This is a genomic window from Pseudomonas sp. SWRI50 (assembly GCF_014269095.1).
GTDB lineage: Bacteria > Pseudomonadota > Gammaproteobacteria > Pseudomonadales > Pseudomonadaceae > Aquipseudomonas > Aquipseudomonas kermanshahensis.
Genome location: NZ_JABWRW010000012.1, coordinates 11,774 through 36,803, shown reverse-complemented (window position 1 = coordinate 36,803; position 25,030 = coordinate 11,774). Strand labels below are relative to the sequence as shown.

General features: G+C 65.1%; 18 protein-coding genes. 8 read left to right on the top strand and 10 right to left on the bottom strand.

Annotated features, from left to right (window positions below; all coding sequences use genetic code 11):
* Positions 1–40 precede the first annotated feature (40 nt).
* From HU750_RS14495 to HU750_RS14460, 8 genes are all read left to right on the top strand, one after another.
* Positions 41–2,083, top strand: a complete 2,043-nt coding sequence (locus tag HU750_RS14495) for a TonB-dependent receptor plug domain-containing protein (protein ID WP_186680755.1) — start codon at positions 41–43, stop codon at positions 2,081–2,083.
* Positions 2,070–3,371, top strand: a complete 1,302-nt coding sequence (locus HU750_RS14490; protein ID WP_186680753.1) for an ABC transporter substrate-binding protein — start codon at positions 2,070–2,072, stop codon at positions 3,369–3,371. The genes HU750_RS14495 and HU750_RS14490 overlap by 14 nt, the downstream gene beginning before the upstream one ends.
* Positions 3,372–3,397: 26 nt before the next feature.
* A complete protein-coding gene (locus HU750_RS14485; protein WP_186680751.1) occupies positions 3,398–4,702 on the top strand; it encodes a di-heme oxidoreductase family protein in 1,305 nt (434 codons plus the stop codon).
* Between the two features lie 68 nt (positions 4,703–4,770).
* Entirely contained in the window at positions 4,771–5,286 is a 516-nt protein-coding gene (locus tag HU750_RS14480; protein ID WP_186680749.1) for a sigma-70 family RNA polymerase sigma factor, read from the top strand.
* On the top strand, positions 5,283–6,245 hold the full coding sequence (locus HU750_RS14475) for a FecR domain-containing protein (protein WP_186680747.1): 963 nt from the start codon (positions 5,283–5,285) through the stop codon (positions 6,243–6,245). Before HU750_RS14480 ends, HU750_RS14475 begins: the two co-directional genes overlap by 4 nt.
* A 91-nt stretch (positions 6,246–6,336) precedes the next feature.
* Positions 6,337–8,817, top strand: a complete 2,481-nt coding sequence (locus HU750_RS14470; protein WP_186680740.1) for a TonB-dependent siderophore receptor — start codon at positions 6,337–6,339, stop codon at positions 8,815–8,817.
* Positions 8,818–9,259: 442 nt separating this feature from the next.
* A complete protein-coding gene (locus tag HU750_RS14465) occupies positions 9,260–12,190 on the top strand; it encodes an aminotransferase (protein ID WP_186680738.1) in 2,931 nt (976 codons plus the stop codon).
* A gap of 125 nt (positions 12,191–12,315) precedes the next feature.
* Entirely contained in the window at positions 12,316–13,221 is a 906-nt protein-coding gene (locus HU750_RS14460) for a LysR family transcriptional regulator (protein WP_027592843.1), read from the top strand.
* 30 nt (positions 13,222–13,251) lie between these two features.
* Here the strand turns inward: HU750_RS14460 and HU750_RS14455 are convergent, their stop codons facing one another.
* The 10 genes from HU750_RS14455 to HU750_RS14410 all read right to left on the bottom strand — a co-directional run bounded on the left by HU750_RS14455 (position 13,252) and on the right by HU750_RS14410 (position 24,974).
* A complete protein-coding gene (locus HU750_RS14455; protein WP_027592845.1) occupies positions 13,252–13,944 on the bottom strand; it encodes a response regulator in 693 nt (230 codons plus the stop codon).
* Positions 13,941–16,595, bottom strand: coding sequence for a DUF4118 domain-containing protein (locus HU750_RS14450; RefSeq protein ID WP_186680736.1), 2,655 nt, complete (start codon positions 16,593–16,595; stop codon positions 13,941–13,943). The genes HU750_RS14455 and HU750_RS14450 overlap by 4 nt, the downstream gene beginning before the upstream one ends.
* 121 nt (positions 16,596–16,716) lie before the next feature.
* Positions 16,717–17,268, bottom strand: coding sequence for a potassium-transporting ATPase subunit KdpC (gene kdpC / locus HU750_RS14445; protein ID WP_186680733.1), 552 nt, complete (start codon positions 17,266–17,268; stop codon positions 16,717–16,719).
* A 10-nt stretch (positions 17,269–17,278) separates the two neighbouring features.
* Positions 17,279–19,333, bottom strand: coding sequence for a potassium-transporting ATPase subunit KdpB (gene kdpB, locus HU750_RS14440; protein ID WP_186680731.1), 2,055 nt, complete (start codon positions 19,331–19,333; stop codon positions 17,279–17,281).
* A 9-nt stretch (positions 19,334–19,342) separates the two neighbouring features.
* Positions 19,343–21,037, bottom strand: coding sequence for a potassium-transporting ATPase subunit KdpA (kdpA, locus tag HU750_RS14435; RefSeq protein ID WP_186680729.1), 1,695 nt, complete (start codon positions 21,035–21,037; stop codon positions 19,343–19,345).
* A gap of 9 nt (positions 21,038–21,046) precedes the next feature.
* On the bottom strand, positions 21,047–21,136 hold the full coding sequence (kdpF, locus tag HU750_RS14430; protein ID WP_033693985.1) for a K(+)-transporting ATPase subunit F: 90 nt from the start codon (positions 21,134–21,136) through the stop codon (positions 21,047–21,049).
* A 235-nt stretch (positions 21,137–21,371) separates the two neighbouring features.
* Positions 21,372–22,418 (bottom strand): AI-2E family transporter, encoded by a 1,047-nt coding sequence (locus HU750_RS14425; RefSeq protein WP_027592850.1) that lies wholly within the window; start codon positions 22,416–22,418, stop codon positions 21,372–21,374.
* A gap of 12 nt (positions 22,419–22,430) precedes the next feature.
* Positions 22,431–23,225, bottom strand: a complete 795-nt coding sequence (locus HU750_RS14420; protein ID WP_027592851.1) for a DUF4892 domain-containing protein — start codon at positions 23,223–23,225, stop codon at positions 22,431–22,433.
* Between the two features lie 109 nt (positions 23,226–23,334).
* Positions 23,335–24,189: an alpha/beta hydrolase gene (locus tag HU750_RS14415; protein ID WP_085272574.1), complete on the bottom strand. Its 855-nt coding sequence runs from the start codon at positions 24,187–24,189 to the stop codon at positions 23,335–23,337.
* Positions 24,186–24,974: an alpha/beta fold hydrolase gene (locus HU750_RS14410; RefSeq protein WP_027592853.1), complete on the bottom strand. Its 789-nt coding sequence runs from the start codon at positions 24,972–24,974 to the stop codon at positions 24,186–24,188. The genes HU750_RS14415 and HU750_RS14410 overlap by 4 nt, the downstream gene beginning before the upstream one ends.
* Between the last annotated feature and the right edge of the window lie 56 nt (positions 24,975–25,030).

Sequence of the window (25,030 nt, the reverse complement as noted above, 5' to 3'; positions counted from 1 at the left end):
TGCCAGGCCCGCCACCGCCATGGCCGACCCAGGAGCAGTAATGAAGCCGCTAACACCGCGCACCGTGATGGTTGCCGTCGCAGCCCTCGGTGCTCAACCCGCTGTCGCCGAACAAAACAACACCTTCAACCTCGGCGAAATCCAGATTTCCGCACCACGGGACGAAACGCTGTCCACGGGTGGTAGCGTCATCGACTTGAAAGACATTCGGCTGCACGACCGCGAGACCGTCGGCAGCGCACTCACATTGGCCCCTGGGGTCAACCTCGGTTACATCGGTGGTCGCGCCGAGCAGGTGGTATTCGTGCGCGGTTTCGATCGCCTGCAGGTGCCGGTGTTCATCGACGGCATTCCCACCTACGTACCTTACGACGGCAACATCGACCTGGGGCGTTTCACCACCAACGACCTGTCACGCATCCAGGTGGACAAGGGCTTCGCCTCACTGCTGTACGGCCCCAACACCCTGGGCGGGGCGATCAACCTGGTGACCCGCCGCCCCACGCAAGCGTTCGAGGGCGAAGTGGGTGGGGGGCTGGAGCTGACCGATCACGGTAACGTGAATGCCTACCGCAGTTACGCCAACGTGGGTTCCAACCAGGGCCTGTGGTGGGTTCAGGGCGGCGTGTCCTATGTCGATTACGACTACACCCTGCTGCCCGATGACTTCAAGCCAACCAACAACCAGCAGGGCACGGGGCGGCGCGAGAACAGCAACCACCGCGACAGCAAATTCAGCTTCAAAGTCGGCTTCACCCCCAGTGAAACCGATGAATACGTGCTCGGCTACGTTCAGCAGGAAGGCAGCAAGGGCCAACCGCCGTATGCCGGCGACCTGCCGACCACCGGCCAACGTGCGCGCTGGTGGGAGTGGCCGCGGTCGGACAATACCAGTGTGTTCATCGCCACCAAGACCGGCTTTGGCGAGCACGCCCTGAAAACGCGCGTGTACCACGACACCTTCAAGAACTCGCTGGAAAGCTTCACCTATCGCAATGGCGTGGTCGGCGCTTTGCAGCCGGGCTTCCCCAGTAAATACGATGACGAGAGCAGCGGCTTTTCGGTGGAAGGCGACTTGGCCTTGAGCGAGGCCAACCGCCTGGGCATTGCCTATCACTTCAAAGACGATGTGCATCGCTCGCGTGATGGCGCCAACCCCCAGACCCACTTCCGCGACCAGACTCAGTCGATTGCCCTGGAAGACACCCTGCGCCTGAACGACATCTTCAGCGTGGTGGGCGGCGTCTCGTACAACTACCGCAAGAGCCTGGACGCACAGAACTACGGCACCAACGCCAGCTCGCCATCGCAGGCCACGCGCTATGACGAACCCACTGGCAGCAACGACGCCGTCAACGCGCAACTGGGCCTGTTCGCCAATACCAACCCGCTGCTAGGCACCCACGACGACGGCCAACTGCGCCTGACCGTGGCACGCAAAAGCCGCTTCGCGACCATCAAGGACCGCTACTCGACGCGCTTCGGCACGGTGATCCCCAGCCCCGACTTGAAGTCTGAGCGGGCGACTCACTATGAGCTCGGCTACAGCGGCCAGATCGCCCCGCAATGGAAGCTGGACGCCGCGCTGTTCGTGGCCAACATCGAGGACTCCATTCAAAACGTCACGGTACCCGCGCAGCCTAACTGCGCTGCGCCCTGCGGCCAGTACCAGAACATTGCCAAAGCGCGAAACCAGGGTTTGGAGCTTGGCATCAACGGCGACCTGGGCAACTGGGAATTGGCGGCAAACTACACCTGGCTCGACCGCGAGAACCTCAGCGACCACGACCTGCACCCGACCGATACCCCACGCCACAGCGCGTTCGGCTCGGCCTCGTGGCATCTGGGTGACTGGCAACACACTGCCAGCGTGGAAGCCGCATCGCGTCGCTACAACACCTCGGACGGCAACCAGATGGCGCCCGGCTACGCGGTGTACAACCTCAAGAGCGGCTACCGCTTCAGCAACGATGTGCTGATCGAGGGCGGCATTCGCAACCTGTTCGACCGGCTGTATGAGTACAGCGAGGGCTACCCTGAAATGGGCCGTCAATACTTCGTGCAATTCAATGTGCCGCTGTAACCGCTGGCTGGCGGGCCTGCTGCTGACGGTCAGCACGCTGCTGAACGCTGCCCCGCAAACCGTGGTGGTCATGACCAGCTACCCCGAAGAGGTGATGACGCGGATCGAGGATGGCTTTGCTCAAGCCCACCCAGGCTATCGCCTGCACATCCTCTGGCGCCAGGGCTTCGATGCCCTGCCCTATCTGCTGCAAGCACAGCAGGGCGGTGTCGATGTCTATTGGGCACCGTCGCCGGGCAACTTCGCCCGGCTGGCGAAAGCCGGTAGCTGGCAACCCCTGGGGATCAGCCTGAAGGGCCTGCCGGCACAGATCGGTGGTTTGTCATTGCGTGACCAACGCCAGCTGTACCAGGCAACCGAGCTCGCGGGCTATGGCTTTGCCATCAACGCCACGTCGCTGGGCGAACTGGGGGTTCCGGTACCAAGGGACTGGCCAGACTTGCTCGACCCACGACTGCGCGGGCGCATTGCGCTGCCAGACCCAGGCCGGGTCGGCTTTGCGCCGGTCCTGCTGGATATCGTCTTGCGTGCCTATGGCTGGGAACGTGGCTGGGCCCTCTGGAGTGAACTGGCCGGCCAGGCGCGCCTGGTAACGCGGGGTGGCACCCTGGTCAGTGATGAAGTGACCAGCGGGCGTGCAGCCGTCGGGTTGTCGATCGATTTCTTTGTCGCCTCGGCCAAAGCCAATGGCGAGCCGGTGGATTTCGTCTATCCGGCCCATGGCGGCCTTAACCCTGCATTCATCGCCATTACAGCCCACAGCCAGGCATTGGCGGGTGCCCGAGCGTTTGCGCAGTTCGTGCTGTCGGAAGCAGGCCAAGGGCTGCTGGCCGATGCCGATATCCGCAAACTGCCCGTACGCCCCAGTGTCTATCGGCAGTTGCCGGCGGACTACCATGACCCGTTCGTTGCTGCCGGCCTGGGCGCCTATGACTACGGCAACGGCAGCTCACGCGAACGCCTGGCCTTGATCAGCTCATTGTTCACCCACTGGCTCGGCATGCCCCATGAAGCCTTGGGCAAGCTCTGGGCTCGGCTGCACGCGGCCGAAGCAGCTGGGCTGGACGTCACCGCCATACGCCAACAGTTGACTGCACCGCCCCTGGATGCCGAACACGCCGAGGCTAAGCCCTTACTGGCACTGTTCGCGGCGCGCCAGGACCAGGGCATGACGCAAGCGCCGGCCACCGACGCGGACGAACTCGGCCGCCGGGAAATCAGCTGGCAGTTCCAGGCCGCGCTTCACCGGGCAGAGGCCGCCCGTTTGCTCGATGGTTTGGGGCAGTGACTGCCGTGCGCGCTGCTTGGTTAACGATGGGTGTGCTGACGAGCCTGCTCGCCAGCGCCGAGACCACGCACACCGCGGCCAACCGTGAAGCCTACGCCCAGCCGTTCACCGGGCTGGACGAAGGCCAACTGGAACGCTTCTTCCGCGGGCGCAGCCTGTTCCGCCAGGCCTGGGTGGTTGCACCGTCCCGAGACGAGGCGGTGGATGGCCTTGGGCCGCTGTACAACCGGGTGTCGTGCATCGCCTGCCACCCCAAGAACGGCCGTGGCCAGGCGCCTGAACACGGGCAGCCGATGCGCAGCATGTTGCTGCGCTTGTCCCTGCCGGGGCACGACGACCATGGCGGGCCAAAGCCTCACCCCCTCTACGGCGATCAGTTGAACGATCAGGGTGTGCCTGGCGTGCCGGGTGAAGGGCGCGCCCATGTGCACTGGGAGGAGCAGGCGGTGCAGCTGGGCGATGGCGAAACCGTCATGCTGCGCAAGCCGCGTGTCGAGCTGCGTGAGCTGGCTTATGGGCCATTGGACGCGGTGTTAACGTCGGCACGCGTGGGTTCGCCGGTCATTGGCCTTGGTTTGCTGGAGGCTATCGATGAGCGCACCCTGCACGCCATGGCCTCCGAAGCCAAACCAGATGGCGTGACGGGGCAGGTCAATCAGGTGTGGAGTGTCGAGCGACAACGCACCGAGGCAGGCCGCTTTGGCCTCAAGGCCAACCAACCGGACCTGCGCCAACAAATCGCCCACGCCATGCTGGGTGATCTTGGCATCACGTCCCCGCTCGCCCCCGTGCAGAACTGCACGCCCACTCAACTGGCCTGTGCCCAAGCAGCGCATGGCGGCGAGCCGGAGTTGGACGCCCTGCAACTCGGCGACCTGCATTTCTACCTCGCTCACCTGGCCGTACCGGCCCGTCGACAACAGGCCGAACCTGCGGTCATTGAGGGCGAAAAACTGTTCACTGCCAGTGGCTGCAGCGCCTGTCACCGCCCCGAGCTGATCACCGGCACACACCCGCTTTATCCCGCCCTGACACAGCAACGCATCGCGCCGTATACCGATCTGTTACTGCACGACATGGGCCCCGGCCTGGCCGATGGCCGTGAAGACTCTCTCGCCAACGGCCGGCAGTGGCGCACGGCGGCGCTGTGGGGGCTTGGCCTGAGCGAGCGGATTACCCCCGGCAGCGGCTATCTGCACGACGGCCGAGCGCGCACCCTGGAAGAAGCGATTGTCTGGCATGGCGGTGAAGCAGAAGTGGCCCGGCAACGCTATGCGGCGCTGAGCAAAGGCGAGCGGCAGGCGATACGTGCGTTTCTTGAATCTTTGTAGCGCTTGCAAAAAAACCACAGCCCGCACGACAATAAGATTCATTACCACTCGCGAACCATTCCATCACCATGCCCGCCAACGATCTATCCCTGCGTAGCGCCGTCAATGATCTGTACTGCGAACATCACGGCTGGCTCAATGGCTGGCTGCGCAAACGCCTGGGCAATGCGTTCGATGCCGCCGACCTGACGCAGGACACCTTCGTGCGGGTGATCAAGGCACGCATTGCGCTGGATATTCGCGAGCCACGCCCCTACCTGTCGCGAATTGCCAAGGGCCTGCTGATCGACCTGATTCGTCGACGCTCACTGGAGCAGGCCTACCTGGAGGCCTTGGCTAGCCTGCCGGAGGCGTTGCAGCCTTCGCTGGAGGAACAGGCGATCCTGTTGCAGGCACTGGTAGAAGTCGACCGCCTGCTGCAAGGGCTTGGCCCGAAGGTGAAGCAGGTGTTCATGCTGTCGCAGTTCGACGGCCTGACCTACCCACAGATTGCCGAGCACATGAACATCAGCGTGCGCAGCGTCAACAACTACATGGCCAAAGCCATGGAGCATTGCTGTTTGATGCAGTTGCAACTGGCATGAGCCTGTCGCCCGCCGAGTTGAACGCCATCAGTGTCGCCGCGCGCTGGTACGCGCGGCTGCACTCGGGCATCGCCACCGACGCCGACCGCAGCGCCTGGAACGACTGGCTGGTTGCCGACCCGGCCCACCGTCAGGCCTGGCAACGCATGGCCGCCGTGGGCGAGCAGATGACCCGCGTGCCCGGCGCCCTGGCGGCCCCTGCCTTGCGCGGCGCCGAGCGCTCTCGGCGCCAGCTGTTGCGCAGTGTCGTGATACTGGTGCCGGCCACTTCGCTGGGCTGGCTGGGTTGGCGCAGCGACACCTCGCAGCAGCTGCTGGCCGACTACCGCACCGCTGTGGGTGAACGCCGCGCGTTTCGCTTGCCCGATGGCGGCTCGCTGCTGCTGAACACCGACACGTCGGTGAACCTCAAGTACGACGGCCAGCAACGGGTGCTGGAACTGTTGCGCGGCGAAATTCTGGTCACCACGGCGGCCGACCCCGCGCAACGGCCGTTCATTGTGCGCACCCGGCATGGCCAGGTACGGGCGCTGGGCACGCGATTTCTGGTTCGCTCCCAAGCCTTGGAGGGTGACGTGGCCGTGCTCGAGAAGGCGGTGGAAGTGAGGGCGTCCAGCGGTGCGTTGGCAGTGCGTGTTGAGGCTGGGCAATCCATTGCGTTTTCTGACCGTTCGGTGGGGGCAATACGGCGCAATGACGCCTCTGTAGGGGCCTGGCAACAAGGCAGCATCATCGCCCTGGACCGTCCCTTGGGCGAACTGCTGGCGGACCTCTCGCGCTATCGCACCGGGGTGCTGCGCTGTGATCCCCGCATTGCCCAGCTGAAGGTTTCTGGCGCGTTCCCCATCGATGACACTGACCGGGCATTGGCGGCACTGGAGACCGGGTTTGCGCTGCGCGTCACGCGCTACAGCCGTTTTTGGGTCACCGTATCACCGCCCCCTGCCCCAGCGGGCTGAAAAAACTTTCGCGGGTTTTGCACTTTTCTTACACGACGTTCGGCTCATCCCCCAAAGGGTTCTATTGATCGTTTTCAGGGGGAGGATTGGTATGTCTGCTGTGTTCAAGCGTGGTCGTCTGGCGACTGCAATAAATGTTGGGCTGTTGGCGGCAACCACCGCTGGTGCCTGGCCCATGACGACGTATGCAGCGCCGCAGCCGACGCAGCAAAATGCCGTACGGTCGTACAATATTGCGGGGGGCAGCCTGACTGAAGTCCTCAGCCGCTTCGCCAGTGCGGCGGGCGCCGCGATTTCGTTCGATGCCCGGCAAACAGACGGTTTGCAGAGCCCCGGCCTCAAAGGTGCGTTCGGTGTAAGCGAGGGCTTTACCCAGATTCTGGCAGGCAGCGGCCTGCAGGCCGAGCCGCGGTCAAACGGCACTTATGTGCTGCAGGCGGTGCCGTCGTCGGGCTCGGCACTGGAGCTGGGGGCCACCAACATCACCAGCCAGGTGCTGGGCGCAACCACTGAAAACAGCGGCTCGTACACCACGGGCGCGGTGACCATCGGCAAGGGCGAGCACTCGCTCAAGGAGACGCCGCAGTCGGTCACGGTGATGACGCGCAAAATGATGGACGACCAGAACCTGTACACCATCGATCAGGTCATGGAAAAGACGCCCGGCATCACCGTGTACGACTCGACCATGGGCGGCAAATACTTCTATTCGCGCGGGTTCCGCATGTCGGGCCAGTACCAGTACGACGGCGTGCCGCTGGACATGGGCAACCTCTATGTTCAAGCCGACAGCTTCAGCAGTGACATGGCCTACTACGACCGGGTCGAGGTGCTGCGCGGCGCAGCCGGCATGATGAAAGGGTCGGGCGGAACCGCTGGCGGGGTGAACTTCGTGCGCAAGCGTGGCCTGGCGGCGGCGCATACCGACATCACCCTGTCCGGAGGCAGTTGGGACAACTATCGCGGGCAGCTCGACACCGGTGGGCCGCTGAACGCAGCCGGCATCTTGCGTGGCCGGGCGGTCGTGGCGGAGCAGAGCCGGCATTACTCGGTCGACGACGCCAACCGCAAGGACCAGGTGTACTACGGCGCCCTCGACGTCGATGTCAGCCCCGACACGACGTTGGGCCTAGGCGTTGCCTACGAGGACGTGGATGCCAACCCCTGCTGGGGCGGCCTGCCACGCTACCGGGACCGCAGCGACCTGAACCTCAGCCGCTCGACCTGCCTCGACCCTTCGTGGAATACCTGGCGCAGCCAGCGCACCACGGTGTTCAGCGACCTCACCCACCAGCTCGACGAAGACTGGAAGCTCAAGGTGGCGAGCGTTTATACAAAGAACACCCAAGACATCAAGTACGCCTTCGCGTCCGGTGCGGTGACGCCTGGCATCGATACCACTGGCATGCTGGGCAGTATGTATGACTATGACCAGGTCGATTACGGCCTGGATGCCTATGTGGATGGCAAGTTCGCTGCCTTCGGCCAGCAACATGAACTGGTGCTGGGCATGAACGCCAGCCGCTCGAAGAAAGATGACTTCTACTCGGTGGCGTTCCTTGCGCAACGGCAGAACGTGTTCAACCCCGACAAGTTCATCCCTGAGCCAGATGACAGCTACTTCATCGAGCACTCGTCGCGCGGTGGCCCGGTCAAGTCCGTGACCACACAAAAAGGCCTCTACTCGACCCTGCGCCTGAAACTGGCCGACCCGTTGACCCTCGTGATGGGGGGCCGGGTGAGTTGGTATAACGCCGAGACCGATACCGTCTTCATCGACACCGCCACGCCGCCGCAGCACTCCAACGCCCGCGAGACCGGGCAGGTCACACCCTTTGCCGGCGTGCTGCTGGACCTGAACGAAAACCTGACGGCCTACGCCAGCTACTCGGACATCTTCACCCCGCAAGGCAGCTACCGGGACGAACAAGGTTCGGCGCTCAAACCGCTGGTGGGCCAGAGCTATGAACTGGGGATCAAGGGGGCCTGGTTCGACGGGCGTTTGAACGGCGCCTTCAACCTGTTCCGCACCATTCAGAAGGACCAGGCGCAGACCGACTACAACTCGTCGTGCCCCTCCTCGGATGGCTACTGCTATGTCAACGCTGGCAAGGTCCGCGCTCAGGGTTTCGAGGCCGAGATCAGTGGTGAAGTCATCGAGCGCCTGCAATTGCTGGCGGGCTACACCTACACCCAGACCAAGACCCTCGACGATATCGACACCAGCCTGAACGGCGCGGCGTTCAACAGCTATGTGCCTCGGCACGTGCTGCGCCTGTGGGGCGAGTACGCGCTCGATGGCGCTTTTGAGCGGTTCAGCCTGGGTGCCGGGGTGAACGCGCAGAGCGATAACTTCCGGGTTTCGCCTGCCAGTGGCGAGAAGATCAGCCAGGCGGGGTACGCAGTTTGGAATGGCCGGATCGGTTACCGGATCGACGATACCTGGTCGGTGGCGGTTAACGGCAACAACCTGTTCGACAAGCGTTATTACGCCAGTATCGGGACAGAGACGTTTGGTAATTATTATGGGGAGCCGCGTAATTTCATGGTGTCGGTCAAGGCCAGTTTTTGATGTGAGGGGTGGGGTGAGCCGGCGGTAGATTGAGGGAGGGCCGCCAGGTGCATGGCTATGGATTTGCAGCGCCTGTCAGATCGAGCGCCGCCCGCGCGGCGCATCGCGAGCAACGCTCGCTCCTACGTTTGTTTCGGGCCAGTGAGGCCTGTGAAGTCTGCGCGCGACCGCCTTGTTTGTCCGACTGGATATCAAGGTGGGCACCAAGGGGCCGCGCGCCCATGCCTGAGGAATAACTGGCCCGAAACAAATGTGGGAGCAGCCTTGTGCTGCGAAGCGCCGCGCGGGCGGCGCTCGATCTCATAGGTCCCACAAAACTCAAGACATGCACCCACAACCCACACCCAATCATCAAAAATTCTGACAACAATCGTCTTCCATCATCAGCCAAAACGGGCATAAATTCTCTACCGTCAACCCCCAGCACCAACGGTAGAGCCCAATGCCCAGCCACCACCAAACGCCCGCCTCCCCTGCCCTGGACATCCTGATCCAGCGCTCCGCCCTGCCCAGCCCTGCGCTCAGCGAGGCCCAGGCACACGCCTTGCTGCAGGCGCACTACGGCTTCGCGGGCAGCCTGTCATCGCTGGGCAGCCAGCAAGACTTGAACTTCCGCGTGGATGCCGCCCAGGGCCGTTTCGTGCTCAAGGCCTGCCACGGCAGCTATGCCCAGGTCGAACTGGAGGCGCAGCATGCCGCGCTGGCGTACCTGCGCGAACAGGGTTTGCCGGTACCCGCAGTGCGCCCGGCGCAAAACGGGCAGGCATTGCTGGCCCTGGACATCGACGGGCAACCGCTGCGGGTACGCCTGCTTGACTACATCGACGGCCAACCGCTGACCCGCCTCAAGCACATGGCACCGCGCCTGATAGCCGAGCTGGGCGGGCTTTGCGCGAAAGTGGACCAAGCCTTGGCCGAGTTTGACCACCCCGGCTTGAACCGCACCCTGCAATGGGACCCGCAGCACGCGCAGGCGTTGATCCAGCACCTGCTGCCGGTGCTGCAGGACGCCGGGCAACGCGCCCGTGTCGAGCAAACCACTCAACTGGCGGCCGAGCGCCTGGCACCACTGGTGGAGCAGCTGCCAAGCCAAGCCGTGCACCTGGACATCACCGATGACAACGCCGTGTGGGCCCGCGATGACGAGCGCCAGTGGCAGGTGCAGGGCGTCATCGATTTTGGCGACCTGCTGCGTACCTGGCGCATTGCCGACCTCTCGGTGACCTGTGCGGCACTGCTGCACCATGCCGAAGGCGACCCACTGCGCATTCTGCCGGCGGTGCGGGCCTACCAGGCCCTCAACCCGCTGAGCGAAGCCGAGCTGCGTGCTCTGTGGCCGCTGGTGCTCAACCGCGCTGCGGTACTGGTGCTGAGCAGCGAGCAACAGCTGGCTGTAGACCCGGGCAACCAGTACATCCGCAACAACATCGCCCACGAATGGGAAATTTTCGACACGGCTACTGCCGTGCCATTCGCGCTGATGGAGGCGGCTATTCTGCTGGCGGCCGGTGTTCAACCCAGCCGGCCCGACCTGGCCAGTTGCGCGCCCCTGTTGCCTGAACAGGCCGGCCAGCCAGTGGCTCGCCTCGACCTGGGCGTGCTCAGCCCGCACTGCGAAGCAGGCAACTGGGAACAGCCAGGCTTCGACCAGCACCTGCTGGCTGCACAACCGGCCCCGGCGTGCACGCTGCATGGCCAATATCGCCTGTCACAAACCCATATCGACCGCGCTGAAGAACCTGCCACCTGCGCGCTGGGTGTCGAATTGCATGTGCCCAACACCAGCACCGTGCAGGCGCCGCAGGCCGGTACCTGGCAGCGCCATGGCGATGGCCGCGGTTGCCTGCGCACACCCCACTGGAGCTTGTGGCTAGGTGGCCTGGAGGATGCTCCGGCAGATGGGCAGGCCCTGGCAAAAGGTCAAAAATTGGGCAGCAGCGGTGGCTTGCTCAGCATTCAGCTGTGCCTGGATAACGGCGCCCGCCCGCCCTTTTTCGCCACCCCCTCCCAGGCCGCTGCCTGGCTAGCGCTGTGCCCGTCGCCTGCCGCGCTGCTGGGCTTTGATTGCGACGCCGAACCGCTGCCCGATGCACAGGCGCTGCTGGCACGTCGTGATGCCAGCTTCGCCCGTTCGCAAAAGCACTACTACACGCAACCGCCCCATATCGAACGCGGCTGGCGCAATTATTTGATCGACATGCAGGGCCGGTCTTACCTGGACATGCTCAACAACGTGGCCGTGCTTGGCCACGGGCACCCACGCATGGTGGCGGAATCGGCGCGGCAATGGTCGCTGCTGAACACCAACTCGCGCTTCCACTACGCGGCCATCGCCGAGTTCTCCGAACGCCTGCTGAAGCTGGCGCCAGCAGGCTTCGACCGGGTGTTCCTGGTCAATAGCGGCACCGAGGCCAACGACCTGGCCATCCGCCTGGCCTGGGCCTACAGCGGCGGGCGCGACCTGCTCAGCGTGCTGGAGGCCTACCACGGCTGGTCGGTGGCTACAGACGCCATTTCCACCTCTATCGCCGACAACCCGCAAGCCCTGGAAACCCGGCCAGACTGGGTGCACCCGGTCGAGGCACCGAACACGTTCCGTGGGCGCTTCCGTGGTGCCGACAGTGCCGCCGACTACCTGCGCGACGTCGACGCCAAGCTGGCCGACCTCGATGCCCGTGGCCGCCAACTGGCCGGTTTCATCTGCGAGCCGGTGTACGGCAACGCCGGGGGCATCTCGCTGCCAGCGGGCTACCTGCAGGACGCCTACACCAAGGTGCGCGCCCGTGGTGGCGTGTGCATCGCCGACGAGGTGCAGGTGGGTTATGGCCGACTGGGCGAGTACTTCTGGGGCTTCGAGGAGCAAGGGGTGGTGCCCGACATCATCACCATGGCCAAGGGCATGGGCAACGGCCAGCCGCTGGGGGTAGTGATCACCCGCCGCGAAATCGCCGAGGCGCTGGAGGCGCAGGGCTACTTCTTCTCATCGGCGGGGGGCAGCCCGGTCAGTTGCCGCATCGGCATGGCGGTGCTGGACGTGATGCAAGAGGAAGGGCTGTGGGACAACGCCCGCGACACCGGCCGCTACTTCAAGGCGCGCTTGCAGGCGCTGGTCGACAAGCACCCACTCGCAGGTGCGGCGCATGGCTCGGGCTTCTACCTGGGGCTTGAGTTGGTACGCGACCGGCAGACGCTGGAACCGGCGACCGAGGAGACCTTGCTGCTGTGCGACCGCTTGCGTGACCTGGGCATCTTCATGCAGCCGACCGGCGACTACCTCAACATCCTCAAGATCAAACCACCGATGTGCACCACACGGGCGAGCGTGGACTACTTTGTCGACAGCGTGGACCGTATCCTGTCGGAAGATCTGTAAGAGATTGTTATAGGCCTGCTTGAAAACTCATACTTTTCTGCAGCAACACACCGTCATAACGGGGGCCGCTGCGCAGCCCCCATCACAGCCTACGCGGCACAACCGATCAATCAGGTTTTCTGACAATGGCCTTCACCAGCGACTCACTTGCAGTTTTTCTGGCCGTACTGGAGGCAGGGTCGTTTTCCGCAGCAGCGCGCAAGCTGGGCCGCGTGCCTTCGGCCGTGAGCATGGCCATCGCCCAGCTGGAAGCCGAGCTGGACCTGGCCCTGTTCGACCGGGCCACGCGCAAAGCCTTGCCAACCAGCGCCGCCTTGGCCCTCGAACCTCAGGCCAGGCAGGTGATCTGCCAGCTCAACCTGCTCGACGCCCAGGCCCTGCAGCTGCACAAGGGGCTGGAAAAGCGCCTGACCATCGCCATGGCCCCCGAGCTGCAAACCGGCCGCTGGAGCCAACCGCTGGAAACCCTCGCGCAAGAATTCCCAAGCCTTGAGATCGAAGTGCGTTCGGCCACGCAAGCCGAAGCGATTCGTTTGCTGCATGACGGCAGCGTGCAGTTGGCGCTGGTTTTCGAACGGCCCGGCATCGATGAGCGTGAGTCATTTCTTGAAGCCGGCAGCCAGTTGCTGGTCGCCGTCGCATCACCCCGCCACCCCGCCGGGCGCAACAGTGGCACACCACTGCCCGAAGAAGCCTTCGCCGAGCAACGGCAAATCATCGTGGCCTCCGGCAAAGCCACCGGCTCCGACCCGCGCATGGTGTTGTCGCGGCGCATCTGGCTGACCGACAGTTATCTGGCTACGCTGGATCTGGTGCAATCCGGCCTGGGGTGGGCCTACCTGCCGCAGCCGCTGGTCGAACCGTTGATTGCCTCGGGCGCCTTGGCCGAGGTGCGCTTCGACAACATGGCCAGCCGCTTACGGCTGTGGGTCGACATCATCTGGGTCAAACCGCGGCCCCTGGGCCTGGGCGCGCGGCGCTACCTGGAAGTCGTACGGCAACTGTTCGAAAAGGAGCCGCCAAGGGCCTGACCACGCGCAATGGCCGCCCGGCCGGCATCATCAGGCGGGCGCGACCAACCGGTAGCCGACGCCCGCCTCGGTGATGATGAAACGCGGCGCCATGGGGTCATCCCCGAGTTTTTGCCGCAGGTGCCCGACCACGATCCGCAGGTAGTGGGTATCGTCCACATGGGTCGGCCCCCAAATGTCCTTGAGCAACTGCTGCTGGGTAATCACCCGGCCCGGGTGCCCGGCCAGCTGGGCCAGCAACGCATACTCCTTGCGGGTCAGCGCCACCTCGACGCCCTCCAGGGTCACGCGGCGGAAGGCAAAGTCCACGGTCAACGGCCCAAAACTGGCCGCCACCTCGCCCCCGCCGGCCTGCGGCACCTGGCGCAGCAAGGCGCGCACCCGCGCCAGAAACTCCTGAATACCAAACGGCTTGGTCACGTAGTCATTCGCGCCGCCGTCCAGCGCATCGACCTTCTGCACCTCACTGGCCCGCACCGACAGCACCAGCACCGGCACTGCGCTCCATTCACGCAGCTCGCGCAGCACTTGCTGGCCGTCCATGTCCGGCAGGCCGAGGTCGAGCACCACCAGGTCGGGCTTGCCCAAGGCGGCCTGCGCCAGGCCCTCGCTGCCGGTGGCGGCCTCGATCACCTTGTAGCCCTGGGACGTCAGGCTGATGCGCAAAAACTTGCGGATCTGCGGTTCGTCGTCGATGACCAGGAGGGTGGCGGACTGGCTCATGGGGCTTCGCTTTCGGCTTCAGGTTGAGGGGGCAGCGGCAAGCATAAAGTGATGCCAGTGCCCTGGCCATCGATCCCTTCACCCACCAGGATCTGCCCGCCATGGGCGCCAATCATGCCCTGGCAGATCGCCAGGCCGAGGCCAGTGCCCTGCCCGCCCCGGTCACCGCGGGCGGCGGTGTAGAACATGTCGAAAATCTTCTCCCGCTCGGCCACCGGAATGCCGGGGCCCTGGTCGCTGACGGCAATGCGCAGTTGTTCACCCTGCACCGACACCTGCAGTTCCAGCCGACCCTGGGCCGGCGAGAAGCGTGCAGCGTTCTCCAGCACGTTGACCAAGGCCTGCTCGATCAGCGCCGCATGCACGAACAGCAACGGCAGCTCGGCCGGCACATCGGTGTGCACGCGCAGGGGCGCAAGCACCACCCGCAGGCGGTTCAGCGCACTGCCGACGATGTCTGCGGGGGCCACCCAATCGCGGGCCAGCTTGAGGCCGCCATGGCCCAGGCGGGTCATGTCGAGCAGGTTCTGGATGTAGCGGTCCAGGCGCTCGGCTTCATTGCGGGTGCCTTCCAGCAGCTCGCGGCGGTCGTCCTCGGGGATCGCCTCGCCCAGGGCCAGCAAGCTGTCGATGCTGCCGCGCATGGCGGTCAAGGGCGTGCGCAGGTCGTGGGAGACCGAGGCTAACAAGGCACTGCGCAGTTGCTCGGTTTCGCCATGCAGGCGCGCCGCCTCCAATTGTTCGGCCAGGCGGGCGCGGGCCAGGGCTTGGGCCAGGGGTTGGCCGAGGGCCATGAGCAGGCGCCGGCGCTGGGCGCTGAGCGGTTCGCCAGAGCGCGGGCGTACGCCGAGCAGGGCCAGCGGGTGGTCATCGACCGCCAGCGGCCACCACCACCAGCGGCCATTGGGCAAGGTGTCACTGCCATGGCCCGCCGCCTGCCCGTGCTGCCAGGCCCACTCGGCGGCGGCGCGCTCGTTGTCGCTGAGGCCGTGGGCCTCGCCGCTGGCCAGGTGCAGCTGGCCTTCGGGGTTACGTTCGAGCAGGCAGACTTGCACATCCTGCCAGCCGTCAAGGTGTTGGCCGGCGGCGTTGAACACCGCTTGGCGGTCGGCGGCAACGGTCAGGCGGCGGGATAAATCAAGCAACTGGTTGGTCTGCGCCTGCGTCTCGCGCAGCGCCTGCAACTGGCGGCGCTGGCGGGCCGCAAGATTGCCGGTGAGGGCCGCCATCAGCAGGAAGAACACCAGGGTCAGCACGTCTTCTTCGCGCTGGATGCTGAACGAGAAATTGGGCGGGATGAACAGGAAGTCGTAGGTCAGAAACGACAGGGCAGCGCAGGCCAAGGCCGGCCCCAGGCTGCTGCGCACCGCTACCAGCAGCACGGCGGCAAGGAACACCAGGGAGATATTGGGCAGCGCCAGCACGCTGGACACGGCCCACGACAAACCGGTCGCCAGCAGCGTGGCAAACAGGGCCAGCAGGTAGTGCCGCCACACCCATACCCGTTGCACCGCCGCACTGGCCGGGGCCGGCTGGGCATCGCGGTCGAGCACGTTGATCTCCAGGCCGTGGCTTTCGCGCAGCAGCCGCGCCGCTACACCGGCGCCGAAGAAGCGACGGCGCAGGCGATCACGCGACTGCCCCACCAGCACCAGGCTGGCCCGCCGCTCGCCGGCATGCTGGATCAGCGTGCGCGCCACTTCACCGGCGCGCAGCAGCACCACTTCGCCGCCCAGGCGCTCAGCCAGTTGCTGCGCGGCTTGCAGGCGTTGGCGTGCGGCTTCGTCGCGCAGCTTACCGTTGTCGACGTGCACCAGGCTCCAGGGCAAGTGCCGGCGTTGTGCTACGCGGCTGGCGTGGCGCACCAGGCGTTCGGCCTGGTCGTCACCATCGATGCCCACCAGCAGGCGCCCACGCAGGGCCGGAGCCTCCTGCCCGCGTTGGCGGTAGCCGTGGGCCAGGTCGGCGTCGACCTGGGCGGCGGCGGTCTGCATGGCCAGCTCGCGCAATGCGGTGAGGTTGGTCTGGGAGAAATAGGCATCGATCGCAGCCCGCGCCTGCTCGGGCACGTACACCTTGCCTTCGCGCAGGCGCTCCAGCAATTCGCGCGGTGGCAGGTCGATCAAGACCAATTCGAACGCTTCCTGCAGGACCCAGTCCGGCAGGGTTTCGCGCACCTGCACGCCGGTGATGTCGCGGACCTTGTCGTTGAGGCTTTCCAGGTGCTGGACGTTGACCGTGGTGTACACGTCGATGCCGGCGGCGAGTAGTTCCTGAACGTCCTGCCAGCGCTTGGCGTGGCGGCTGCCGGGGGCGTTGGTGTGGGCCAGTTCGTCGACCAGGGCCAGCGCAGGTGCGGCCTTGAGCAGGCCGTCGAGGTCCATCTCCTCCAGGGTGACGCCACGGTACTCGCTGCGCAGCAGGGGCTGCTGGGGCAGGCCACCAAGCAGCGATTCGGTTTCGGCGCGGCCATGGGTTTCGACGACCCCGGCCAGCAGGTGTACGCCCTGGCGTTGCTGGCTGTGGGCGGCTTGCAGCATGGCGTAGGTCTTGCCCACACCCGGTGCGGCGCCAAGGAACACCTTCAGCCTGCCGCGGCCTTCGCGCGGAAGGTTGGCCAACAGCGCGTCTGCGCGGGCGGAATCACTCATGTTTCATCCTTAGATTGTGCGGCGATCGGTGAATCTGGGCCTACTTTGCAGGCCTTCGCGGGCAAGCCCGCGCCTACAGGGACCTCACCGCCCTTGCGAGCGGTGCGATACGGCCCCAAGCTCACTGCCCCAACCTCTCCAGGGCCTGGTTCAGCGCCAGGACATTGACCACAGGCGGCCCGATCAATGGGTGGAGGGTGGCCTCTTCCACCAGGGCTTGCAAGCGTTCAACGGGCACCTTGCGAGCCGCTGCCACACGCGCTACCTGATAAGCCACCGCCTCCGGCGGCAAATGCGGGTCCAGGCCACTGCCCGAGGTGGTCAACAAGGCTTGCGGCACAGGCCCGTGCTCAGCCCGGTACAGCTTCGCGGCCTCGCTGCCCACCCGCTCGGCCAGCGCCGGGTTGCTCGGCGACAGGTTGCTGGCACTGCTGGCAACCGTGGCATAAGCCCCTGCCGAGGGCCGCGAATGGAACCAGCCATCGCCTTGGAAATCCTGGGCGATCAGTGCCGAGCCGCGCACCTCGCCGCGCGCGTCACGCACCAGGCTGCCATTGGCCTGTTCAGGGAAGGCGACCTGGGCAATACCGGTCACCGCCAACGGGTACAACGCGCCGGTGACCAGCGTCATCAGCAAAGCCAGGCTCAAGGCCGGGCGTACATAAGTGTTCATGGCGGCCTCCTCAGACCAGGTGCAAGGCATTGAGCAGCATGTCGATCAGCTTGATCCCGGCGAACGGCACGATGATCCCGCCTAGCCCGTAGATCAGCAGGTTGCGCCGCAGCAGGTGGGCCGCGCTCGCCGCGTGCACCCGCACACCGCGCAGCGCCAGCGGGATCAACACGATGATGATCAGCGCGTTGAACACGATCGCCGACAAGATCGCGCTCTGCGGGCTGGCCAGGTGCATCAGGTTGAGCACGCCCAGCTGCGGGTAGATGGCCGCGAACAACGCCGGCAGGATGGCGAAGTACTTGGCCACGTCGTTGGCAATCGAGAAGGTGGTCAAGGCGCCACGGGTCACCAGCAGTTCCTTGCCCACCTGGACCACGTCCAGCAGCTTGGTCGGGTCGCTGTCCAGGTCGACCATGTTGGCCGCCTCACGCGCTGCCTGGGTGCCGTCGTTCATGGCCATGCCCACATCGGCCTGGGCCAGCGCCGGGGCGTCGTTGGCGCCGTCGCCGCACATGGCGACCAGGCGGCCGTCGTTTTGCTCCTGACGGATGCGCGCCAGCTTCTTCTCTGGGGTGGCCTCGGCCAGCACGTCATCGACCCCGGCCTCGGCGGCAATGGCAGCGGCGGTCAGCGGGTTGTCACCGGTCACCATCACGGTGCGGATGCCCAGCTTGCGCAGTTCGGCAAAGCGCTCGCGAATACCGGGCTTGACCACGTCCTTGAGGTGGATCACCCCAAGCAAGCGCTGGTCGACACACACCAACAGCGGCGTGCCGCCACTCTGGGCAATGCGCTCGACCTCGCGGGCCAATGCCGGCGGCATTTCCAGCCGTTGCAGGCCAACGAATGCCAGCACCGCATCGACAGCACCCTTGCGGTAGCGGTGCTGCTGGAAGTCGACACCCGACAACCGCGTCTCGGCGCTGAAGGCGATCGGTACGAGCTGCTGCCCGGAGGGTTCGACGAAGTCGTGCAACTGGCGCAGGTACTCGACGATCGATTTGCCCTCGGCCGTGTCATCGGCCAGCGAGGCGAACAAGGCGCCCTCCCCCAGCTCCTTGGCGGTGACGCCCGGCGCGGCATGCAGCGCGCTGCAGCGGCGGTTGCCGAAGGTGATGGTGCCGGTCTTGTCGAGCATCAGGGTGTGCACGTCGCCCGCAGCTTCCACCGCGCGGCCGGAACGGGCAATGACGTTGAGCCGGACCAGGCGGTCCATGCCGGCAATGCCAATGGCCGACAGCAAGCCGCCGATGGTGGTGGGGATCAACGTCACCAGCAGTGCGGCCAGGAAGATCAACGGCAAGCTACCGCCGGCAAAGTGGGCGAACGGCTGCAGGGTCACGACCACGATCAGGAAGATCAGGGTCAGGCCAATCAGCAGGATATCCAGGGCAATCTCGTTGGGCGTTTTCTGGCGTTTGGCACCTTCGACCAAGGCGATCATGCGGTCCAGGGTTGATTCGCCAGGGTTGCTGGTGATGCGGATCAGCAACCAGTCAGACACCAGCCGCGTGTTGCCGGTGACCGCCGAGCGGTCGCCGCCGGACTCGCGGATCACCGGGGCCGACTCACCGGTGATGGCCGCCTCGTTGACCGCCGCGATGCCTTCGATTACCTCACCATCACCCGGGATCAGCTCACCCGCGATCACCTTGACCACATCGCCCTTGCGCAGCGCGGTCGCGGCAACCGTTTCGAATGCGCCAGCGCTGTCGCGACGTTGGGCGTTCAGCCCCTGGCTCCCAGCCTTGAGGCTGTCGGCGCGGGCCTTGCCACGGCCTTCGGCGAGGGCTTCGGCAAAGTTGGCGAACAGCACGGTAAACCACAGCCACAGGGCAATTTGCACCGCCACTGTTGTGCTCACGCCACTGCCGGGGGCAAAACACAACACAGTGGTCAGCGCGGCAGTCAGCGCCACCACCAGCATCACCGGCGAGCGCTTGAGCTGCCGAGGGTCCAGTTTAACGAAGGCCTGGATCAGGGCCGGGCGCCAGAGCGCGGCGAAGCGGGTCTGGTCCTTGGCGCTGTGGGGGGCTTTTACTTCAGGAATGGGCATGTTCATGGTGGTTCCTCAGAAGCCCAGGCTCAGGTGTTCGGCAATTGGCCCGAGGGCCAAGGTCGGCAGGAAGGTCAGGCCACCCACCAGCAGGATGGTTACCAGCAACAGGCCGGTGAACAGCGGGCCGTGGGTGGGGAAGCTGTTCAGCCCCTGGGGTGCGCTCTTTTTCGCCGCCAGGCTGCCGGCCAAGGCCAATATCGGCAGGATGTAGCCGAAGCGGCCGATCAGCATGGCCAGGCCGAGCATCAGGTTGTGGTACACCGTGTTGGCGCCAAAACCGGCAAAGGCCGAACCGTTGTTGGCGGTGCCGGAGGTGTAGGCGTACAGCAGTTGGCTAAAGCCATGGGCACCGGGGTTGCTCACCGCCGCCGCCGGGCCCGGCAGGCTGGCGGCGATGGCGCCCAGCACCAGCACGCCGACCGGCATCACCAGCAAGGTCGCCACCAACAGTTGCACCTCACGCGCCTGCAGCTTCTTGCCCAGGTATTCCGGGGTACGGCCAATCATCAGGCCGGCCAGGAACACGGCGATCAGCACGAACAACAGCATGCCGTAGAGCCCCGCACCGACGCCGCCGAAGATCACCTCGCCGACCATCATGTTGACCATCGCAACCATGCCGGTCAGCGGGTTGAGGCTGTCGTGCATGGCATTGACCGAGCCGTTGGAGGCTGCCGTGGTGGTCACTGTCCACAGCACCGAACCGGTGGTGCCGAAGCGGCTTTCCTTGCCTTCGAGCGGCGCGCTTTGCTGCACCTGCGCGCTCTGCAAGGCCGGGTTGGGCTGGTATTCGGACCACAGCGCTGTAGCCCCACCGATAAGGAACAGGCTCAGCATGCAGGCAAGAATCGCCCGGCTCTGGCGCAGGTCTTTCACGTAATGGCCGAAGGTAAACACCAGCGCCGCCGGGATGAGAATGATCGACGCCACCTCGAACAGGTTGCTCCAGGCCGTGGGGTTTTCGAACGGGTGTGCCGCGTTGACGCCGAAGAAGCCGCCGCCGTTGGTGCCCAGCTGCTTGATGGCGATCTGGCTAGCCGCCGGGCCGAGCGGGATGGTCTGGTCAGTGCCTTGCAGGGTCAGTGCGTGCGCATAGTCGGCAAAGGTCTGCGGCACACCCTGCCACACCAGCAGCAGCGCCAGCACCAGGCACAGGGGCAACAACCCATAGAGCGTGGCCCGGGTCATGTCGACCCAGAAGTTGCCCAGGGTGGCGGCCGAACGGCGGGCAATGCCGCGGCACAGGGCCACAAGTACTGCCAGGCCAGTGGCAGCACTGACGAAGTTCTGCACCGTCAGGCCCAGCATCTGGCTCAGGTAGCTGACTGATGACTCGCCGCTATAAGCCTGCCAGTTGGTGTTGGTGACGAAGCTTACGGCGGTGTTGAACGCCAGCGACCACTCCTGCCCGGGCAATTGCTGTGGGTTCAGCGGCAAGTAGCCCTGCAACAGCAGCACGGCAAACAACAGCAGGAAGCCGGCCAGGTTGAAGGCCAGCAACGCCAGGGTGTATTGCTTCCAGTTCTGCTCCTGGTCGGCGCGTACGCCTGCCAGTCGATAGCAGGCCAGCTCTAACGGGCCCACCACCGGTGACAGCCAGGTGCGCTGGCCTTCCATCACCTTGTAGTAGAACCGCCCAAGCCAGGGTGCCGGTAGCAGCACGATGGCGAAAAACGCCAGTAACAAGGCAAAGTCGTAACTGTGCATGGCCACTCCCTAGCTGCGATCGGCGCGCAGCAGCGCCATCAGCAGGTAAATCGCCAATGCCACTGCCAGCAGCAGTGACAGCCCGTCGAGCATGTTCATGTGTGGAGCTCCCCGTGGTGCGGCGCTTGGGCCGCTTTGGGGAAATTGTCCGAGGGAGGGGCGTAAAGGGGCGAGATCGAGGGATGGATCAACGCATAAAGAATGCGTAAAAAACGCAGCCCCTTGTAGGAGCGGCCTTGCGTCGCGAAAGGGCTGCAAAGCAGCCCCAGATTTCAGCGTTACCACGATAATCGCTGGGACTGCTATGCAGCCCTTTCGCGACGCAAGGCCGCTCCTACGGTGTTTGCTGCCCGGCGTTGCGGCTCCAGTCAAGCAGCAGGCTATACCCCACCGCCAGCAACGTCGGCCCGATGAACAGGCCAATGAAACCAAAGGCGATCAACCCGCCGAACACACCCAGCAGCACGATGACCAGCGGCAGGTTGCCGCCACGGCTGATCAGGTAGGGCTTGAGCACGTTGTCCACGCCGCTGATGACGAAGGTGCCCCAGATACCCAGGAACACCGCCATGCCGTACTCCCCTTTCCACGCCAACCAGGCCGTCGCGGGGATCCACGCCAGGGGTGGCCCCATGGGGATCAGGCTGAGCATGAAGGTCACCAGGCCCAGCACGATGGCCCCGGGGACGCCGGCGATCAGGAAGCCGATCAGCGCAAGCAAGGCCTGGGCCGCTGCCGTGCCGATGACGCCGTTGACCACACGTTGCACGGTGCCCGCCACCAGGTCCAGGTAGTACTCGGCGCGGTCACCGGTCAAGCGCTGCAACAGGCGCAGCACGAACGCTGACAGGCGCGGGCCGTCACGGTAGAAGAAGAACACGAAGACCAGGCTCAAGCTCAGTTCGAGCATGCCGCTGCCGATCTGCGCACTGCGCGCCAGCAACCAGTTGCCGACCTGGCCCAGGTAAGGCTTGATCGAAGCAATCAAAGCCGCACCTTGCTGGTCGAGCGATTGCCACCAATTGACCATGCGCTCACCCACCAGGGGAATGCTGCCCAGCCAGGCCGGCGCCTCGGGCAGCCCATCCACCTGCACATCACGGACAAACGCCGTGGCATCGCGGATATGATCCGCCAGGTTGAAACCCAGCCATACCAGCGGCAACGCCACGATAAGGATCCAGGCTGCGGTCAGCAGGCTGGCGGCCAACGTTTCGCGCCCGCCCAGCGCACGCGTCAGCAAGCGCATCAGCGGCCAGCTGGCAAAGGCCAGAATGGCGCCCCACAGCAGCGCCGAAATGAACGGTGCCATGACCCACAAGGCAGCGCCGAGCAACGTCAACAGGACGATCTGGATCAGCAGGCGGTCATTATTGGCCATGGCGGTGCTCGTTCAACGGATCAGTTCCAGGTGCAGGCCATCGGTAGGGGCGTTGCCGACCTCGAGCCGGTTGCTGCGCACGCCCGCCTTGACCAGTTGCTCACGCCACGCTTCGGCCTCTTTGCCGCTGAGGCTGGCGCGCAAGGTGCTGTCCAGGTTGAGGCTACGCCCCAACAACGCCACCCAGGCAGGTTGCGGCGTGCTCAGGTCAGGGTAGTCGAGCTTGCCGGTGTCGCGCATTTCGCGCAGCACCGTGGCGGCCGTGGGCAGCAGCTCACCCAGCGGGCTGGCAGCAACGAACTCTTCCACGTGCAGGTAGGCGCGGCGGTTGCCGCGGGTGACGCTGTACAACGCCACCAGTGTGTCGGCCTCTTCTGCAGAACGGCGCAGGAGGATGAACGCCTGCTGCTCGTCACCGCCATTGAGCCGTGCATTGGCGAATACATCATTGGCCCAAAGGCTGGCTTCGCCGCAGTCGCGGCCCTGGCACCAGAACAATGGGTAACCACCGTCGTGTTGCAGTGCTTCGCGGGCGCTGGTAAACGCCTCGCGGGCCGTGCGCTCCACCGGCAGTTCATAGGTGACCGAGCTGACCTGGCCACGGCTTTCGACCTTGTCGTCGACCCGCAGGCGGCCGCTGATCTTGCGCAAAGGCCCCATGGGGTACACGCGCTCCTGCTCCACCGCAGGGCGTTGGTCGACCACTTTGGCATCCACGGGAACGGGCAGGCTACCTGCCCACAGCAAGGGGCTGGCGAGCACGAAGCAGGCAGCGAGGGTAGTACGGAGGGTTACGGGCGCGCTCATCGGCAGCCCAGTCGGCGCGGGGCGCCGAAGCTAAGGTCCAGCGTGTCTGGCATGTGCATGGTTGTCTCCCTGTTCAACCCGCCAAGCCTCGGCACTTGTCCGGTGCAAGTCAAGCAAAGCCAAAGAAGCGATTGAAACAGTCTGCGACAAGGGCCGCGCCCTGCTCATCGTTCAGGTGCAGGTGATGCCCCCCGGGCAGCGTCACCTGTTCAAAGGGTAGCTGCTCCAGCAACTCAGTGTGGCGCGCCAGCATGCCGTCGGCGGCCACCACCAGGCAGGCCGGGCAACTCACCCGCCTGACAAAGGCCATGGCTTGCGCGTGGCTCAGGCGAACAGGGGACGGCAAGGTCAGGCGGCTGTCGCTGCGCCAGCTGTACCCTCCCGCTACCGGCATCAGCCCACGCTGGGCCAACAGTTCGGCTGCCTCGCGGCTGACGGCGACCATACCCTTCATGCGCGCCTGCACGCCCTGCTCCAACGCTGGGTAGACGGATTTACGTTTGCCATCCAGGCGCAACTGCGCCTGCAATGCCATGCCCAGGCGTTCACCGGCGTCCTGCTCGGCCCCGGTGGGCGGAATGACGCCATCGATCAGCGCCAGGTGGCTGACCCGCTCCGGTAAGGCGCCCGCCAGTTGTACCGAGATGATCGCCCCCAGTGAATGGCCCAGCAAGGCAAAGCGCTGCCAACCCAACTGCTCGGCCACCCGCAACACATCGTGGGCGTAGTCGGCCAGCGCATAACTGGCGCCAGGCGGGCGATGCTCCGAGTAACCATGGCCCGCCAGGTCCAGGGCGACGATGCGCAGGCCCTGCAACCGCGGCGCCAGCCGGGCGAAGCTGTTGGCGTTGTCCAGCCAGCCGTGCAGGGCAATCACCGGCAGCCCATCCTCAGGGCCGAACAGGTGCGCAGCCAGTTCGATATGGCCCAGGCTCAGGCGGATTTCTTCCATGTGCGCGCTCATTCGTGGCTCCAACGGTCGAACAGGCCCTTGATCAGGCTGGCGGTGTCGGTCGGGCGTTCCAAGGGGAACATATGCCCGCCCGGCACGCTGTGGTACTCGCCTTTGGCCATGCCGCGCACGGCCAGCGTGTGGTGCCGGCGGATCACGTTGCTGCGCTCGCCGCGCACCATCGCCAGTGGTACCTGCAGTTGCCGGGCAGGCGCTGGGCTGGCGTGGGGGATGCTGCGGTAGATACTGATCTCGGTCGCCGGGTCGAAACGCAGGCGCAGCCCTTCTTGCGCGGGCTCCAAGCCATGCTCCAGGTAGGCTTCCAGGCAGTCGGGATCAAAGTGGCGGAACAAGCGTTTGCTGGCAAAATAGTCCCGTGCGCTGTCGCGATCGGCAAACGCCTCGCGCCGCCCCAAAGTGCGGCCGGCCGGGGTGATGCGGTCGATAAAGCCAAAACGCTTGGCAGTGCGCAGCAGCCACTGATCGGCGCGGGTCAACACCGGCGAGTCGAGCATCACCACCCCGCGGTAATACTCGGGGCAACGCAAGGCGGCATGCAAGTGCAATACCCCGCCCAACGAATGGCCAACCCCCCAGACCGGCGCGTCCTGCTGCGCCAGGTGGTGCAGCAATTCATCGACCAGGTTCTGCCAGTTTTCATTCACCGGGAAGCGCGGGTCGTGGGCATGCTGGGGCAGGTGGTGAACGTGATAGTCCGGCGCCAGGGCAGCGAACAGCTTGCCGTAGGTGGCAGACGGGAAACCATTGGCGTGGGCAAAGAAGATGTGCTGCGACATGGCGCCTGGTCCGGACGGTGGGAAGATGGCCCATTGTCGGCATCGCGGGGCCGCTC

What these genes read in the sequence shown, in the direction of transcription:
- HU750_RS14495 (WP_186680755.1), top strand. Translation starts at nt 41, where the DNA reads ATGAAGCCGCTAACACCGCGCACCGTGATGGTTGCCGTCGCAGCCCTC.
- HU750_RS14490 (WP_186680753.1), top strand. Translation starts at nt 2,070, where the DNA reads ATGTGCCGCTGTAACCGCTGGCTGGCGGGCCTGCTGCTGACGGTCAGC.
- HU750_RS14485 (WP_186680751.1), top strand. Translation starts at nt 3,398, where the DNA reads ATGGGTGTGCTGACGAGCCTGCTCGCCAGCGCCGAGACCACGCACACC.
- HU750_RS14480 (WP_186680749.1), top strand. Translation starts at nt 4,771, where the DNA reads ATGCCCGCCAACGATCTATCCCTGCGTAGCGCCGTCAATGATCTGTAC.
- HU750_RS14475 (WP_186680747.1), top strand. Translation starts at nt 5,283, where the DNA reads ATGAGCCTGTCGCCCGCCGAGTTGAACGCCATCAGTGTCGCCGCGCGC.
- HU750_RS14470 (WP_186680740.1), top strand. Translation starts at nt 6,337, where the DNA reads ATGTCTGCTGTGTTCAAGCGTGGTCGTCTGGCGACTGCAATAAATGTT.
- HU750_RS14465 (WP_186680738.1), top strand. Translation starts at nt 9,260, where the DNA reads ATGCCCAGCCACCACCAAACGCCCGCCTCCCCTGCCCTGGACATCCTG.
- HU750_RS14460 (WP_027592843.1), top strand. Translation starts at nt 12,316, where the DNA reads ATGGCCTTCACCAGCGACTCACTTGCAGTTTTTCTGGCCGTACTGGAG.
- HU750_RS14455 (WP_027592845.1), bottom strand. Translation starts at nt 13,944, where the DNA reads ATGAGCCAGTCCGCCACCCTCCTGGTCATCGACGACGAACCGCAGATC.
- HU750_RS14450 (WP_186680736.1), bottom strand. Translation starts at nt 16,595, where the DNA reads ATGAGTGATTCCGCCCGCGCAGACGCGCTGTTGGCCAACCTTCCGCGC.
- kdpC (WP_186680733.1), bottom strand. Translation starts at nt 17,268, where the DNA reads ATGAACACTTATGTACGCCCGGCCTTGAGCCTGGCTTTGCTGATGACG.
- kdpB (WP_186680731.1), bottom strand. Translation starts at nt 19,333, where the DNA reads ATGAACATGCCCATTCCTGAAGTAAAAGCCCCCCACAGCGCCAAGGAC.
- kdpA (WP_186680729.1), bottom strand. Translation starts at nt 21,037, where the DNA reads ATGCACAGTTACGACTTTGCCTTGTTACTGGCGTTTTTCGCCATCGTG.
- kdpF (WP_033693985.1), bottom strand. Translation starts at nt 21,136, where the DNA reads ATGAACATGCTCGACGGGCTGTCACTGCTGCTGGCAGTGGCATTGGCG.
- HU750_RS14425 (WP_027592850.1), bottom strand. Translation starts at nt 22,418, where the DNA reads ATGGCCAATAATGACCGCCTGCTGATCCAGATCGTCCTGTTGACGTTG.
- HU750_RS14420 (WP_027592851.1), bottom strand. Translation starts at nt 23,225, where the DNA reads ATGAGCGCGCCCGTAACCCTCCGTACTACCCTCGCTGCCTGCTTCGTG.
- HU750_RS14415 (WP_085272574.1), bottom strand. Translation starts at nt 24,189, where the DNA reads ATGAGCGCGCACATGGAAGAAATCCGCCTGAGCCTGGGCCATATCGAA.
- HU750_RS14410 (WP_027592853.1), bottom strand. Translation starts at nt 24,974, where the DNA reads ATGTCGCAGCACATCTTCTTTGCCCACGCCAATGGTTTCCCGTCTGCC.